The sequence below is a fragment of the Nocardiopsis sp. LOL_012 genome, assembly GCF_048060475.1.
GTDB lineage: Bacteria > Actinomycetota > Actinomycetes > Streptosporangiales > Streptosporangiaceae > Nocardiopsis.
The window spans coordinates 122,746-136,820 of record NZ_JBHMIV010000011.1; the positions used below are offsets into that span (position 1 = coordinate 122,746).

The following is a 14,075-nucleotide window of genomic DNA, read 5'->3' on the forward strand; positions in this document are numbered from 1 at the left end:
TGGAGGAGCACCGGGACGTGTGGCTGGCGGCCCTCCGGCTCTGACCGCAGACCGGTTCAGGGCTCGCGGCGGTCGGCGTTGGCGGCGAAGGCTGCGCACAGGTAGGCGGACAGCCCTTGGCCGTAGGCGTCCAGGGTGGCGGTGAAGCGCGGGTCCTCCACGTACATCCGCCCCAGCCCCCGGTGGATCTCCGGGGTGCACTCGTAGAACCAGCGGGTGATGTGGTCGCGGTGGGCTTGGGCCAGGTCCGTGGCGGCGGGGCCGTCGGCGGGTGCGCCCTCGTCCATGGCGCGGGCCAGGGCGCGGTAGATCCGGTCGGACTCGTCCTTGATGCGCTGCCAGTCCCGCGCGGTGTGGGAGCCGGTGCGGTGCCGGGACTGATCCCAGGCGGGGGTGCGGCCCCAGCGGCCGCGGGCCTGTTCGGTGTGGGCCTCCACGTCGAAGCCGCCGAAGAGTTCGAGGCGCTGGGCGGCGGTCAGGTCCAGGTCCATGGTGTCGGCCTCCATGAGGTGTTCCAGGCTGCGTGCGACGGCGCGCAGGCGGTCGATGCGTTCGGTGACCAGGCGGTGCTGGCGCGCCAGGTGGGTGCGGGTGTCGGCGTCGGGGTCGTCGAGCAGGGCGGCGATCTCCTCCAGGGCGAACCCGAGCTCGCGGTAGGTGATGATCTGGCGGAGCCGCTCCAGGTCGGCGTCGCTGTAGTTGCGGTAGCCGGAGGGGGTGCGCCCGGCCGGTGTGAGCAGGCCGATGCGGTCGTAGTGGTGGAGGGTGCGCACGGTCTGGCCGCTCAGGCGGGCGGCCTCGCCCACGGTGTGCCCCATCGGTGTCTTCCTCTCCCCTGGTCCGGCCGCCCGCTGCGGCGCGGTTACGACGCTAGGGGCTGACGCGGCGTCAGGGTCAAGGCGGGCGGGTCGGGTGCGGTGGGACACCCGACATTCTGACCGGTCGGTAATATACGTTCATGAGCCTTGACCCCACTGCCGACGGCTTCGAGTTCGACCGCGACACCCGCGTCGAGAAGGACACCGACGGCGTCTTCACAGCCGCGCTCACCGATGGCTGGACCACGTTCACCACCCACCCCAACGGCGGGTACGTGCTCGCCACCGCGCTGAACGCCCTGCGCCAGAGCCTCAGCCAGCCCGACCCGCTGGTGGTGTCGGCGTTCTACCTGCGGCCGGCCGCCCCGGGGCCGGCCGAGATCCGCACCGAGACCCTCCGCGAGGGCCGCCGTACCGCCACCGGCCAGGTGGCCCTGTCCCAGGGCGGCAAGGAGGTCGTGCGCGCCACCGCCACCTACGGCGACCTCTCCCCCGGCCAGGGGCGGCGGCTGCACACGCAGGGGCCGCCGGAGCTGCCCGCGCCGCAGGAGTGCGCGCACGTGCGGGAGTTCGCCGACGTGGGGCCCAACACCATCGGACTGCGGGTCGAGTACCGCTACCCGGAGCGCCCCGCCTTCCTGGACGGGCGCACCGACGCGGACCCGCACATGGAGTTCTGGATGCGCTTCGCCGATGGTCGCCGGGCCGACGTGCACGCCCTGCCCGCGATGGCGGACTTCGCCGTCCCGGCGGTCACCCAGATCGGCGCGTACAACACCGTGACCGTGGAGCTGACCACGCACGTGCGGGCCCGACCCGCTCCGGGGTGGTTGGCCTGCCGGGCCTTCACACGGCACGTGGACGGCGGGTTCCACGAGGAGGACATGGAGATCTGGGACAGCACGGGCGTACTGGTGGCACAGGCCCGCCAACTGGCGATCCTGCTGTAGGCGGACCGCGGGAGGGGCCGCGGTCCGCTCCCCGCGCCCTACCGGGCCGGGGACAGGGCCTCGACCCAGGCGGGCAGGCCCTCACACGCCTGCCGCCAGCCCTGCGGGACGCCCGCGACGCCGGAGCGGGCAGCGGCCACTCCCCCGGCGATCGCACCGGCAGCGGCAGGGGACCGCGTACCGGCCACCGCGCGGCGCAGCGTGCCCGCCGGGTCGTCCAGGCCCTCGGCGGCGCACCACAGGGCGAAGGGGACGGTGCCGGGCGCCGACAGGTCCGCGCCCCCGCCCAGCGCCCGGGCGGCCTGCTCGGGCGCGGTGCTGGCGGGCAGGCGCGCGGCGCGGCGCAGCCCCGAGCGCACCTCGGAGGGTTCGAGCCGTTCGGAGACCTGGTCGAGGAAGGACGGGCGGCCGGGGGCGGGGCGGTCGCCTCCGGCCGCGGCCAGGGCGGCGGCCAGCGCGACGGCGACCGCACCGGCCACGGCCTCGGGGCGGGTGTGGGTGACCACCGCGCAGCGGGCGGCCTCGGCGGGGACCCGGTCCAGGTCGTCGGCGAAGTAGGCGCCCAGGGGCGCGACGCGCACCGCGGCCCCGCTGCCGTGGGGTTCCTCGCCGTCCTGGCCGCCGGCTGCCAGGACGGCGGCCAGGTGCTCCCGGTCGGTGCGGCCGTGTTCGGCCAGGCAGGAGAGCACCGACAGCGCCGTGGCGGTGCCGTCGCTCCAGGGCCAGGGCCCCTCCTGCGTCCGGTGCCCGGCGTCGGCCCCCCGCTCCCCGTCGTCGGTACGAGAGCGCCGGTGCCCGTAGGCCTCGCCCAGGGCGAGGCCGCGCAGACTGCGCACCGCCTGTTCGATCCGTTCCTTCACCCGGTCCCCTTTCCTTGCGTCGGATGAGCACGCGGGGCAGGGCGTGGAGTGCGAAGGACACAAGGGTAGTACCGCCCAGCGGCGGGATCGGCCGCTGTCGCGGGCGCGGCGGGGTCAGAGGGCGGCGCGGGCCGGGCGCCGCCTCCGCCGGAGCACGCCCTGGCGGGGGGCCAGCAGGTAGGCGAGGACGAACGCCGACGCCTGGGCGAGCACGATGGACCCGCCGGTGGAGACGTTGAGGTGGAAGCTGGCGTAGACACCGGCCACCGCGGCGGCCGCTGCCACGGCGGCGGCCAGGGCGAGCATGCGCTCGAACCTGTCGGTGAGCAGGTAGGCGGTGGCGCCGGGGATGATGACCATGGCCACGACCAGGATGATGCCGACCGCCTGAAGGGCCACGACGACGGTGACCGAGAGCATTCCCAGCAGGAGGGTCTCCATCAGGCGCGGGCTGATGCCCAGGGCGTGGGCGTGGACGGGGTCGAAAGCGTACAGGGTGAGGTCGCGGTGCTTGTACCAGGCCACGGCGAGCACGACCGCCGCCAGGACGAGGATCTGGCGGATGTCGGTGTCGGAGACGCCCAGGACGTTGCCGAAGAGGATGTGGGACAGGTCGGTCTGGCTGGGGACGCGGGAGACCAGGACGAGGCCGAGGGCGAACATGGCGGTGAACACCACGCCGATGACGGCGTCCTCCTTGACGCGGGAGGTGCGGTTCACGATGCTGATGAGGGCGACCGAGCCGGAGCCGAAGACCAGGGCTCCCACGGCGAAGGGCAGCCCGAACAGGTAGGACAGGACCACGCCGGGTAGGACGGCGTGGGAGACGGCGTCGCCCATGAGGGACCAGCCGACCAGGGTGAGCCAGCAGGAGAGGACGGCGCAGGCCACTCCGGCGACGACGGCCACGAGCAGGGCGCGCCGCATGAACTCGAACTGCAGGGGTTGGGCGAACCACTGTACGAGCGCGGTGAGGGTGTCCATCAGGCGGCTTCCGGCGCGGTTCGGACTCCGAAGGCCTCCATGAGGACCTCGGGGCGCAGGACGTGGTCGGGGGTGCCGTGGGCCAGGACGCGCTGTTGCAGGAGGAGCGCGTCGTCGCACAGGCGGGGGACCTGGGCGAGGTCGTGGGTGGACACCAGCAGGGTGGTGTCCTCGGCGGGCAGGGAGCGCAGCAGGTCGGCGATGGTCTCCTCCGAGCGGCGGTCGACGCCGGCGAAGGGTTCGTCGAGCAGCAGGACGTCGGCCTCCTGGGCGAGGGCGCGGGCGACGAAGGCGCGTTTGCGCTGGCCTCCGGAGAGGGCGCCGATGCGGCGTTCGGCCAGGTCGGACAGGCCGGTGCGCTCCAGGGCGGCCTCCACGGCGCGGCGGTCGTCGGGGCGGGGGCGGCGGCGCGGTCCCATGCGGCCGTAGCGGCCCATCATGACGACGTCGCGCACGCGCACGGGGAAGGACCAGTCGACCTGTTCGGACTGGGGGACGTAGCCGATGAGGCCGGCGCGGCGGGCGGCGGCGCTGGAGCGGCCCAGGACGCGGACGCGGCCGCGGTCGGTGCGCACCAGGCCCAGGACGGTCTTGAACAGGGTGGACTTGCCCGAGCCGTTGGTGCCGAGCAGGCCGCAGACCCGGCCCCGGGGGACGGTGAGGCTGACGCCGTCCAGAGCGAGGACGTCGCCGTAGCGGACGGTGGCGTCGGTGACCTCGATGGCGGGTGTCATGGGCGGCTCCTTGTCAGGGTGTGCCGGTGAGGCCGTCGACGATGGCTTCGGCGTCGTGGCGGATCAGGTCGAGGTAGGTGGGGACGGGTCCGTCGGGGTCGGAGAGGGAGTCCACGTAGAGGGTCTCGCCCATCCGTGCGCCGCTTTCGCGGGCCACCGAGCGCTGGGTGGAGTCGTTGACGGTGGACTCGCAGAAGAGGGCGGGCACCTCGTTGTCGCGGACGAACTCGGTGACGGCGGCGGTCTGCTGGGGGGTGGCCTCGCCCTCGGAGTTGACCGGCCACAGGTACATCTCGGTCAGGTCGGCGTCGCGCGCCAGGTAGGAGAAGGCGCCCTCGCAGGTGACCAGGGCGCGACTGGTGTCGGGGACGTCGGCCAGGCGGGTGTCGAGGTAGGCGCCGACCTCCTCGATCCGCTCCCGGTAGTCGGCGGCGGCCTGCGCGTAGGTGTCGCGGCCCTCGGGGTCGAGTTCGGTGAGGGCGTCGCGGACGTTGTCGACGTAGACCAGGGCGTTGTCGGGTGACATCCAGGCGTGGGGGTTGGGCTCGCCCTCGTAGTCGCCGGAGGTGATGGGCAGGGGGTCGATGCCGTCGCTGATGCGTGCGGTGGGGGCGTCCAGGCGTTCGGTGAACTGGCGGAACCAGGCCTCCAGGCCCATGCCGTTCTCGATGATGAGGTCGGCGTCCTGGCCGCGGACGAGGTCGTCGGGGGTGGGTTCGTAGAGGTGGATGTCGGCGCCGGGGCGGGTGATGGAGGCGACCTGGACGCGGTCGTCGGCGACGTTGCGGACCATGTCGGCGATGACGGTGAAGGTGGTCAGGACCAGGGGGCGGTCATCGTCGGCCGCGGGGGCGGCGGAGGTGGCGCAGGCGGTGAGGGTGAGGCTGAGCGCGGCGGCCCCAAGCACCGCCGGCCGTGGTTGTGAGGGGAGGTGACCTCTGAAGTTCGCCATGCCTAACTTTTTATCACATGTACCCCTAACTTGAGGTCCGGTTGCGGGGAGCGGGGCGTCCGGGCGTTCGCGGAGCGGTAGTCTGCGACGGGTTCCCGTCCCCGAACGACGCACAGGAGGTGCTCGGTGCCGCGCACCTGGACCGCGATCGACTTCGAGACCGCCAACCAGGACAGGGGCAGCGCCTGCGCGGTCGGGCTCGTGCGCGTGGCCGACGGTGTGCCGGTAGAGCGCTTCGCCACGCTGATCCGCCCACCGGAACCGGTCTCGCGCTTCTCCGCCCGCAACACCGCGGTCCACGGGATCACCGCCGCCGACGTCACCGGTGCCCCCGGCTGGGAGCAGGTGTGGCGCGACGTCCTGGACTTCGTCGACGGCGGTGTGCTAGTGGCCCACAACGCCGCCTTCGACATGGGGGTGGTGCGCGGCGCGTGCGCCCACACGGGTACGGGGCGGCCGGAGCTGGAGTACGTGTGCACGCTCGCCCTGGCGCGCCGCGCCTGGCCGGAGCTGGGCGACCACCGCCTGCCGACGGTGTGCTCCCACATCGGGCACCGTATACGCCGCCACCACCGCGCCGACCACGACGCCGAGGCGTGCGCCCGCATCGTGGTCGCGGCCATGGGCCGCTACGGCACCGGTTGCCTGGAGGAGCTGACCCAGGCCAGCGGGACACCGATGGCACGCCTGGAGGCGGCGGCCCCGGCCGCACCCGCGCCGGCGGCGGCCCCCGCCCCGGCCGGGGACTTCGAGCGCTGGCAGAGCCACGCCCGCGCCGTGCTGCCCGCCCCCTGCCCCGACGCCGACCCCCGCGGCCCCCTGTTCGGCAGGGTCGTGTGCGTGTCCGGGGACCTGGCCGCCATGGACAAGCCGCAGGTGTGGCGGCGCGTGGCCGAAGCGGGCGGACGGCCCGCCAAGAACGTCACGAGGAAGACCGACGTGCTCGTGGTGGGAGCCCACGGCGGCCCCGGCAAGACGGCCAAGCACCTGCGGGCACAGGCCTACCGCGAGCGCGGGCAGCGCATCGACATCATCACCGAGGCTGAACTGCTGGCCCGCCTGGGCCTGGGCGGCGGCTGAGCGGCGGAGCCGTTCACCCCTGCTCCGGCGCGGGGGCCAAATCGGTCAGGTGCCGTAGCAGGCCGTGCTCGGCCCAGGTACGCCAGCGCCGCACGCTCCAGCCGCAGTGGCGGGTGTAGAGGGTGAACACCTCCGGGCTGAGCAGGGCCAGGCAGGTGTCGGCGGCCTCCTCGGCCGACAGCTCCGGCCGCAGCGCCCCGCGTTCGCGGAGCCGTTCGGCGAAGGCGCGCTGCACGGTCCGGCGCTGGTCGACGTTGGCGTGCCACAACGCGCGCAGCTCGTCGTCGGAGTCGGCCGCGCCCCGCAGGACCTCCGACAGGGGGGAGACGCGCTCCATCACCGAGGCGGTACCGGCGGCGTGCAGCCGGATCTGCCCGCGGGCGTCGGGTGCCTCCAGGGCCCGGCGCACCCAGGGCCGCTCCAGCGTCGCCACGGGTTCGGCGTCCCCCGCCACGGCGTGGTCCAGGGCGTGCTTGAGGACCGCCGACTTGGTGCCGAAGGCGTAGTAGACGGTCTGGGCGGCCACCCCGGCCTCGGCGGCGATGCTCTGGATGCTGGTCGCGGCGTAGCCGCGTTCGGTGAACAGCCGTGCGGCGGCGGTGGCCACCCGGGTGCGGGTGGCCCGGGACCGGGCGGTGCGCCCGTCGACGGTGTGTGCGTCCATGCCCGCATCCTACGGCTTGACTGGAGTGCCACTACAGATATCTTATTGAAGTTATACTATAAAAACTTTCATCGGCCAGGCCCCTTTCACCTGCCGGGGGCGCGGGGTCGTTGCCCACGCCGACCGGAACGCTTCCCGCGTGATCGCCCACCGTGACGAGGCCGTGTGGAACGCGGGGCGTGAGTCACGCGTCCCTGCCGCCCCGTAGGGGTGTCTGGACGGAGGGGCCCACCCGGCAGCCGGTCGGGCGCCGCCTCCAAGCCCGGTCCTTCAGGACGGGTCAAGTTGACTGATCAGCACGTTCTCACCCGGGACCTGGGCCGGGGCGGTGCGCACCTACTTCGGCTTGGACCCGGCGGCGCTCACCCTGGCCCTGGCCGTGCTCACCCGTCTTCCCGGCGCACGGCGCCTGCCCAGCGGGCTGCACCTGCCCGGCTCCGATGCCTGGACGGTGCTGGCCCGCAGCGGGGAGCACCTGCGCTGGACACGCACGGGCACGGGCAGTCGCGGGCCACGGCGGCGCTGACGGCGTGGGCGGCGTGGGCGGTGCCCTTGGCACAGGGGCTGGAACCGGGGGCGCACCACCTGCACCGGGTGGCGTCCCTGGGCGATCTGCCGCTGTCCCTGCACGGGGGCTGACCGCCGCACCTGCCCGGGACCGCGCGGTCCCGGGCAGGTGCGAGCGGGCTCAGGCCGCGGCGACGCGCCGGTCACGGACGGCGGCTCGGGCGTCCTGGGCGACCAGGTCGGCGTTGATCGCCGCTGCGGCGGCCACCCCGGCCCCGGTCGAGACGGAGACCATCGCCGACAGGTCGGCGGCGTTGCCCGCCGCCCAGACCCCCTCCACGTCCGTGCGGCCCATCGGACCCGTGGCGATGAACGAGCCCATCGGGTGGTCGGCCGGTGCCCCGCCGAGCTGTTCGTACAGGTCCGTGCGGGCGCTGAAACGGGGTGCGACGGCCACCGCGTCCACGGGGAACGCGTGCCCGTCGGCCAGGACGACGGCCTGGAGGCGTCCGCCGTCGGTGCGCAGCATCCGCACGGGGCCGTCCACGACCTGGACGTCCAGTGCCGCCATCTGCTCCCACGTCTGGTCGTCGGGGTCGCCCATGGTGTGGGTGAAGAGCGTGACGTGTTCGCTGAGCTGGCGGAACATCAGCGCCTGGTGGATGCTGAGCTCACTGGTGCCCAGGACGCCGATGCGTCGGCCGCGTACCTCCCAGCCGTGGCAGTAGGGGCAGTGCAGTACGTCGGTGCCCCACAGGTCCTGGACCCCGGGGACGTCGGGTAGTTCGTCGACCAGGCCCGTGGCCAGCAGGATCCGCCGCGCCCGCAGGGTCCCTCCGCCGTCCAGGTCCACCTCGAAGGCGCCCTCACGGCGCCGGGCGGCCACGGCGCGGCCGTCGTGGAGGCGAGCCCCGTAGCGGGCCGCCTCCGCGCGGCCGGCCGCGAGCAGATCGCGCGGGGCGATCCCCTCACGGCCCAGAACGTTGTGTGCTCCCGCCGCGGGTGCGTTGCGCGGCTCGCCGCCGTCCACGACGACCACCGATCGCAGGGACCGTGCCAGCGTGACGGCCGCGCTCAGCCCGGCCGCTCCGCCTCCGATGACCGCGACGTCCACCCCGTGCCGTGTACTCACCGTGCATCACCTTCCTCGTGGGTTCGGACCGCACGCTAACCGCGGACCGTCCCCCGCGCACGGATTCTTGCCCGTACGGCAACGGTGTTGCCGGGGCGGCACACCGGGGGCGGTGTTCCTCAGGAGGGGCCGGCGAAGCGCAGGATGGCGCCGGTGTCGGTGGTGGGCTCGCCGTCCTCGAGCAGTTCGGTGAAGTCGGAGTCGGTCATGACCGCCGAGCGCAGCATGAGCGCGCTGGCCGGGGCGCGGAAGGCGGCCTCGGGGTGGTCCAGGTCGGTGCGCTGGGCGGCGACCAGGACGGGTTCGGTACGTGAGCCCCACAGGTGGGGCTCGGTGCCGCGTTCGGCCCCCATGAGCAGGGTGCGCACGCGCGCCTCCGAGAGCATGGGCAGGGTGGGCTCGGTTCCGGCCACGGCCTGCTCGTGGGCGAGCTTGCTCCGGAAGTCGGCGGCCACGCTCTCCTGGCCGCTGGTGACGAACTGGTGCAGGGCCTCGGCGGCGGCCTGGTGCAGGCGTTCCTCGGCGTCGGTTCCACCGCGTCCACCGGGCAGGACCACGATCGGAAGTTCGGTCCTGCGCTCGCCGAGGTTGTCGCGCAGGTAGGCGATGGCCTCGTCGTCGCCGCCGACGAACACGACGTCGGCGTCGACGTCGGCGACGGCCTCGCGGACGTGGTGGGCGACCTTGGCGGTGTTCTCGCGCCACAGTTCCTGGGCGACGTGCTTGCCGGGGAAGCGCCCGTTGTAGCCGCCCAGGTTGCCGGGGCCGCCGCGGCTGGTGACGTCCAGGCCGCGCAGGGACGCACCGGTCAGGTCCTGCTCGGAGGCGGGGCCTTCGGTGGGGTAGGCGGGGTAGGCGGTGATGTGGGCGTTGACGCGGTCCAGCGCCACCACGACGTAGGGCAGGTGGCGGCCGCGGTCGATGGCCACGGGCAGGGCGTCGGGTACCGGCAGCCAGGTGGCGCGGTCCTGGTCCGGGGGCTCGGTGAGCGTGTGGGCGGAGATGAGTTCGCCCTGGGAGGCGAACAGGGCCTGTCCGTGCGTGCCGAAGGAGCGGGAGTTGTGCTCCGCGATGGCCGTCTCCAGGGCGTTGAGCGTGGCCTGGTCGGCGCCGAGCGCGTCCAGCGTGGCACGCAGGTGGCGCCAGCGCAGTTCGATCTTCTTGTCGGCGTCCCTGGACTCGCGGCTGGTGTCCAGGTGTACCGAGGCGACCGGGGCGTCGCTTTCGTAGAGAGGTCGCAGAAAGCCAAGGTCCATGATCCGCGGAGCGGTGTGCCCCCGCTCCGCCCACCTCCTTCTCAAGGGTCGGCCTCCGGGCCATGGTGGTTCCCATGGTGGCCCCCTGTCATGGCCGCCGCGCCGAACAAGAAGGGCTTCTTGCCACGAAATGTCCTTGTTTTGCTTGGTGTGAGTGCTGTGGGGTCAGTGTCCCGAGGAGCACGTGCGGTCTCGCAGGAAGCGGTGCACCGCCCGGTTGAAGGACTCGGGCCGCTCCAGGTTGGGCAGGTGGGCGGCGCCCTCGATGATCTCCACGACCGAGTCGGGCACCAGCACGTGCATGGCCTCGGTGAGCTCGGGTGGGGTGAGGGTGTCGTGCTGTCCGGCCACGAGCAGGGTCGGGCAGGACACCCGTTTGAGCAGGGGCACGTAGTCGGGCCGCAGGGCGCGGCCCAGCAGGGCCGCTGCGGCCCCCTCGGGATCGGTGCCGCGCATCATGGTGTGCACGTGCCGGGCCGTGTCGGGGCTGCGGCGGACGTTGTCGGCGCTCATCATGCCCACGAGCATCCGGTCGGCGTAGCCTGCCATGCCCTCGGACCTGAGCCGGGCGGCCAGGCGGCGGCGCTCCAGGCGGCGGCGCTCGGTCTCGGGGTGGGGGTCGGTGGCGGCCAGAACGAGGGAGTCGACGCGGTCGGGGAAGAGCCGGTACAGCTCCAGGGCGACCTGGCCGCCCATGGACAGGCCCACCACGCCCACGGTGTCCGCGCCCGCGTGGTCGAGCAGGGCGTCCAGGTCGCGGGCGAAGACCGCCAGCGTGGTGGTTCCGGGAACGACGGTGCTCGTGCCGTAGCCGCGCAGGTCGGGGGCGATGACCCGGTAGCCGCGTGCGGACATGAACTCCGCCTGGGGGGCCCACATGGTGTGGTCGAAGGGGTGGCCGTGGATCATCAGCAGGGGGTAGCCGGTGCCGCGGTCGCTGTAGCCGACGCTGATCCCGCGCACGGGGACGGTGCTCGGGCGGTCGCTGCCCGCGGTGTTCGTCGTCAGAGGTGCCACGGCACACGATGCTATTGCCTGTCGCACGAACTGTCTCGGTTCGGTCGATACCGGGCGGAGCGTGCGGGGGCCGCAGGCGGTCCCTCGTCGCCTGCGGCCCTTGTGCACCGCGGCCCGCCGTCCTTCGGGCCCGGTGTGCCGGGAAGCGGCCCCGGCACAAGGTAGAGACGCACGGAAGCGCGTCCGGGTTCGGTTCCCGGCTGGATTCGCTCCCGTTCCCCCGGTCGGCACTGCGGACTTTCGGCCGCGGGGCGGCGGGCGGGTGCCGTCGGCCGGTCCGCGGCGGAGGGTCGATGTCGTTTGCGCCCGGTTCCAGGCCATGGGTCCGGGGCGGTGCGGTGGCCGGCCGCGCCTGGACAAACGGGGTTCGAGGGCGATGGTTTTCCGTTTTTCGGTGATCCGCATGCCGACGACAAATCCGGATTGCCCGATTCTATCTAATTTCTGGGGGAATATGAAATGCCTTTTCTTGTCCACAGGGGCGATCCGGCCATTGCCGATCCCGTGCGGCCGCTGTTAGTTTTCTTTGTGCCGAGAAGGAACGAGGAAAGTCGACCGCCGCCGCGGGTTCCCGCGGAAGGAGTGCCGGCAATTCCCCCCTCAATTCCGGACAGTCCTTTGAACGCGAACGGAGCAACAGTGCCCACCACCTTCAAGCGCATCCTCTCCGCCCTCCTGCTCACCGCCATCGCCATCGGCGCCACGACGACCGCGGCCGCCGCACTGACCACCCGGTACGTGGGCGGCGGCACCTGGCGCTACGGAACCGAGAGCAACTACGCCCAATCCCGCTACTACCACCCCACCGAGTGCCACTCGGCGACCGTCCAGCGCACCGTCAGGCAGGTCGGAACGGTGGTGGCCACCGACCGGGACGTGCGCGGCCCCAAGTCGTGGGCCCGGGCCGGCCTGCTCAACACCGGCGACTACCTCGAACAGGCCTACTGGAACGACGAGGCCTCGTGCTGAGGCCCCCGCCTCCCACGAGGACCGCCTGAACACAGCCAGGAGGGCCGTGCCCGGCAGGGCCCTCCGCCACCTTCTCCGGGACCATGCACAGGATCATCGTCTTCGCCCACGCCACCGCCATCACCATGGCGCTCCTCCTGGGGTTCCTCGTGGTGTTCGCCATGCACCAGAGGTTCGACACCCCGCCCATAGGAAGCCATTACGTCAGAATCGAACGGGACAGCGATTCCGTGAGTTGGGTCGAGGTATCCCAAGCGCTGGAGGAAACCGCCAGGGAAAACGGCCTTTCGATCGCTGCGGTGGAGGTCGACAGAGACGATATCAACGGGCACCGCACCTATTACGCCGCCTCGTTCGACCCCTCCCACCCACTGCACACATGGCTGCTCGAAGGCTACCCCGGATTCAGTGCGCAACCCCTCATCGAGGTCCGCCCCTGGCAGGAATGGCAGGCCGAGGACCTGCGTACCGGTTTCGCCGGAATGGGCTCGCTCCAGGAGGCCGAACACGTACAACAGGCACTCAGGGCGCTGGGTCTGGAGACCGCCACCGGCAGGTCGCCCGCCCCGCTCCCGTGGACGGACCACCTGTTGCGGGGCGAGACCGCCCTGACGGCCGCGGTCACCGCGGTTCTGGTGGCCACCGCGGTCGGTGCCGGAGTCCTGCTCAACGCCCGCTCCTACGCGGTCGCACGCCTGGCGGGCCATTCCTACCCACGGACCCTCGGCAGGGACCTTGCGGCGGTCGGCCGGTGGTGGGCCCTGCTGCTGCCCTGCCTCACCGCCTGCGCGGCTCTCGCCCTGCTGCTGTACAACGGGCTCGCCCAGTACCAACGCCTGGCCGCGGTGTCGGCGTGGATCCTGGCGGCGCTGGCCCTGGTGGCTCTGGCCGCTCACGGCCTGGCCCTGGGCCTCCTGTACCGGAGCCCGCTGACCACCGCGCTCAAAGGACACATGCCGATCCGCGGCGTGGCCGTCGCCGTGTACACCGTGCGCCTGACCGCGCTGGTCCTGGCCGTGGCCGCGACATCGGCCACCGTCACCGCCCTGGAGAAGGTGCACGCCCATGCCGTGGGCGCCGACGACATCACCCGCGTCCAGGGAGCGGCCCGGCTCTACATCGGCGGCACCGGCGACTACGGAGCACTCGTGGAGACCGACCGCGACCTCCTCGGCCCCTGGCTGCGCCGAGCCGACGGACAGGGCCGCACCGTCCTGGTGCTCCAGGAGCCCCTGGACACCCTCCTGCCCGGGGGCCGGCACAGCGCCCGCTCGGCGGTGCTGGTCGTCAACGAGACCTACCTGGAACGCGAAGGCGTCCTCGCCGACGTCGACGGCCGCGGCGGGGTGCTGAGGGTGTTCACCCCCTCCCCCGGCACACACACCGCCCGGGAACTGGCCGAGGGGGCCGCCGCCTGGGCCGGGTTCCGCTCCCGGAACCCGTCGCCGGAACGGGTTCCCGTCATCGGCTACCCGCCAGGCCGCACCTTCTTCACCTACGGCACCTACGACCCCCTCACCTCGAACCTGCGCCCGACCGTGGAGGACCCGGTCGTCCTAGCCGTCCCCAACGGCCTGCTGGAGGAGGAGTGGTACGCCATCAGCGCCAGGAGTGGCGGCCTGCTGTTCCTGGACCGCCGCGACGCCGAACACGCCGTCGCCGAGCGCGGCCTGTCGTTCCACGTCACCTCCGTCGAACCCGTCTCCACCTCGATGGCCACCGCCAACCGGCAGGCCACCACGGAACTGCGTATCAACGCGGTCACCCTGGCCGTGGTCGCCGCCGTCCTCGTCATGACCAGCACCGCCGCGTGCCTGGTCTACGCGCGTGCGCGCTCCCAGCACGTCTTCGCCCGCCACATCAGCGGATGGTCGTTCACGGCCACGCACCGGCTGATGCTGTTGGTGGAGGCGGTGCTGGCAGGCGTCCTCGTCGGCTGGGCGGCCGCGGACCTGGCCGCCACCCTGCACGCGTTCGCCGACCCCGCCGGGGCGGTGTTCGGGTTCGACGTGCTGGGGGCGCAAAGGGCCTTGGCGGTCTCCTGTAGCATCGCCGCGGCCATGGCCGTCATCGTCACTGTCGTACTCGCACACTTCCACCGCCGTATCGTCCGTGAGGGCGCCGCCCAGGCCTGAAAGGGACCCCCGCCGTG

General features: G+C 72.8%; 14 protein-coding genes. 5 read left to right on the forward strand and 9 right to left on the reverse strand.

The annotated features are described in order from the left end of the window. Window positions 1-56: 56 nt before the first annotated feature. Window positions 57-818: a MerR family transcriptional regulator gene (locus tag ACFHWE_RS09750; protein WP_416600416.1), complete on the reverse strand. Its 762-nt coding sequence runs from the start codon at window positions 816-818 to the stop codon at window positions 57-59. A 140-nt stretch (window positions 819-958) separates the two neighbouring features. Between ACFHWE_RS09750 and ACFHWE_RS09755 the strand changes: the two genes are divergently transcribed. Continuing rightward, entirely contained in the window at window positions 959-1,768 is an 810-nt protein-coding gene (locus tag ACFHWE_RS09755; RefSeq protein ID WP_416600418.1) for a thioesterase family protein, read from the forward strand. Between the two features lie 38 nt (window positions 1,769-1,806). Here ACFHWE_RS09755 and ACFHWE_RS09760 read toward each other — a convergent pair whose 3' ends face one another. The 4 genes from ACFHWE_RS09760 to ACFHWE_RS09775 all read right to left on the reverse strand — a co-directional run bounded on the left by ACFHWE_RS09760 (window position 1,807) and on the right by ACFHWE_RS09775 (window position 5,298). Continuing rightward, window positions 1,807-2,628, reverse strand: coding sequence for an ADP-ribosylglycohydrolase family protein (locus ACFHWE_RS09760; protein WP_416600419.1), 822 nt, complete (start codon window positions 2,626-2,628; stop codon window positions 1,807-1,809). 114 nt (window positions 2,629-2,742) lie between these two features. Next, window positions 2,743-3,612: a metal ABC transporter permease gene (locus tag ACFHWE_RS09765; protein WP_416600420.1), complete on the reverse strand. Its 870-nt coding sequence runs from the start codon at window positions 3,610-3,612 to the stop codon at window positions 2,743-2,745. After that, entirely contained in the window at window positions 3,612-4,346 is a 735-nt protein-coding gene (locus ACFHWE_RS09770; protein WP_416600421.1) for a metal ABC transporter ATP-binding protein, read from the reverse strand. Before ACFHWE_RS09770 ends, ACFHWE_RS09765 begins: the two co-directional genes overlap by 1 nt. Before the next feature lie 13 nt (window positions 4,347-4,359). After that, window positions 4,360-5,298, reverse strand: coding sequence for a metal ABC transporter substrate-binding protein (locus tag ACFHWE_RS09775; protein ID WP_416600423.1), 939 nt, complete (start codon window positions 5,296-5,298; stop codon window positions 4,360-4,362). A gap of 126 nt (window positions 5,299-5,424) precedes the next feature. Between ACFHWE_RS09775 and ACFHWE_RS09780 the strand changes: the two genes are divergently transcribed. Beyond that, window positions 5,425-6,378: an exonuclease domain-containing protein gene (locus tag ACFHWE_RS09780; RefSeq protein WP_416600425.1), complete on the forward strand. Its 954-nt coding sequence runs from the start codon at window positions 5,425-5,427 to the stop codon at window positions 6,376-6,378. A gap of 13 nt (window positions 6,379-6,391) precedes the next feature. Here ACFHWE_RS09780 and ACFHWE_RS09785 read toward each other — a convergent pair whose 3' ends face one another. After that, complete coding sequence (locus ACFHWE_RS09785; protein WP_416600427.1) at window positions 6,392-7,042, reverse strand: TetR/AcrR family transcriptional regulator; 651 nt, start codon at window positions 7,040-7,042, stop codon at window positions 6,392-6,394. Between the two features lie 328 nt (window positions 7,043-7,370). On the opposite strand from ACFHWE_RS09785, the gene ACFHWE_RS09790 reads away from it, so the two are divergent. Next, entirely contained in the window at window positions 7,371-7,568 is a 198-nt protein-coding gene (locus tag ACFHWE_RS09790) for a hypothetical protein (RefSeq protein ID WP_416600429.1), read from the forward strand. 162 nt (window positions 7,569-7,730) lie between these two features. Here the strand turns inward: ACFHWE_RS09790 and ACFHWE_RS09795 are convergent, their stop codons facing one another. The 3 genes from ACFHWE_RS09795 to ACFHWE_RS09805 all read right to left on the reverse strand — a co-directional run bounded on the left by ACFHWE_RS09795 (window position 7,731) and on the right by ACFHWE_RS09805 (window position 10,900). Beyond that, window positions 7,731-8,681 (reverse strand): NAD(P)/FAD-dependent oxidoreductase, encoded by a 951-nt coding sequence (locus tag ACFHWE_RS09795; protein WP_416600431.1) that lies wholly within the window; start codon window positions 8,679-8,681, stop codon window positions 7,731-7,733. A gap of 119 nt (window positions 8,682-8,800) precedes the next feature. Further along, window positions 8,801-9,937, reverse strand: coding sequence for a hypothetical protein (locus ACFHWE_RS09800; RefSeq protein WP_416600433.1), 1,137 nt, complete (start codon window positions 9,935-9,937; stop codon window positions 8,801-8,803). Between the two features lie 165 nt (window positions 9,938-10,102). Continuing rightward, window positions 10,103-10,900 carry an alpha/beta fold hydrolase gene (locus ACFHWE_RS09805; RefSeq protein WP_416600442.1) on the reverse strand — a complete coding sequence of 266 codons (798 nt, stop codon included), beginning with the start codon at window positions 10,898-10,900 and terminating at the stop codon, window positions 10,103-10,105. Window positions 10,901-11,593: 693 nt separating this feature from the next. On the opposite strand from ACFHWE_RS09805, the gene ACFHWE_RS09810 reads away from it, so the two are divergent. Further along, window positions 11,594-11,923 carry a lactococcin 972 family bacteriocin gene (locus ACFHWE_RS09810; RefSeq protein WP_416600435.1) on the forward strand — a complete coding sequence of 110 codons (330 nt, stop codon included), beginning with the start codon at window positions 11,594-11,596 and terminating at the stop codon, window positions 11,921-11,923. Between the two features lie 83 nt (window positions 11,924-12,006). Continuing rightward, on the forward strand, window positions 12,007-14,058 hold the full coding sequence (locus tag ACFHWE_RS09815) for a hypothetical protein (RefSeq protein ID WP_416600436.1): 2,052 nt from the start codon (window positions 12,007-12,009) through the stop codon (window positions 14,056-14,058). The last annotated feature ends 17 nt before the right edge of the window (window positions 14,059-14,075 follow it).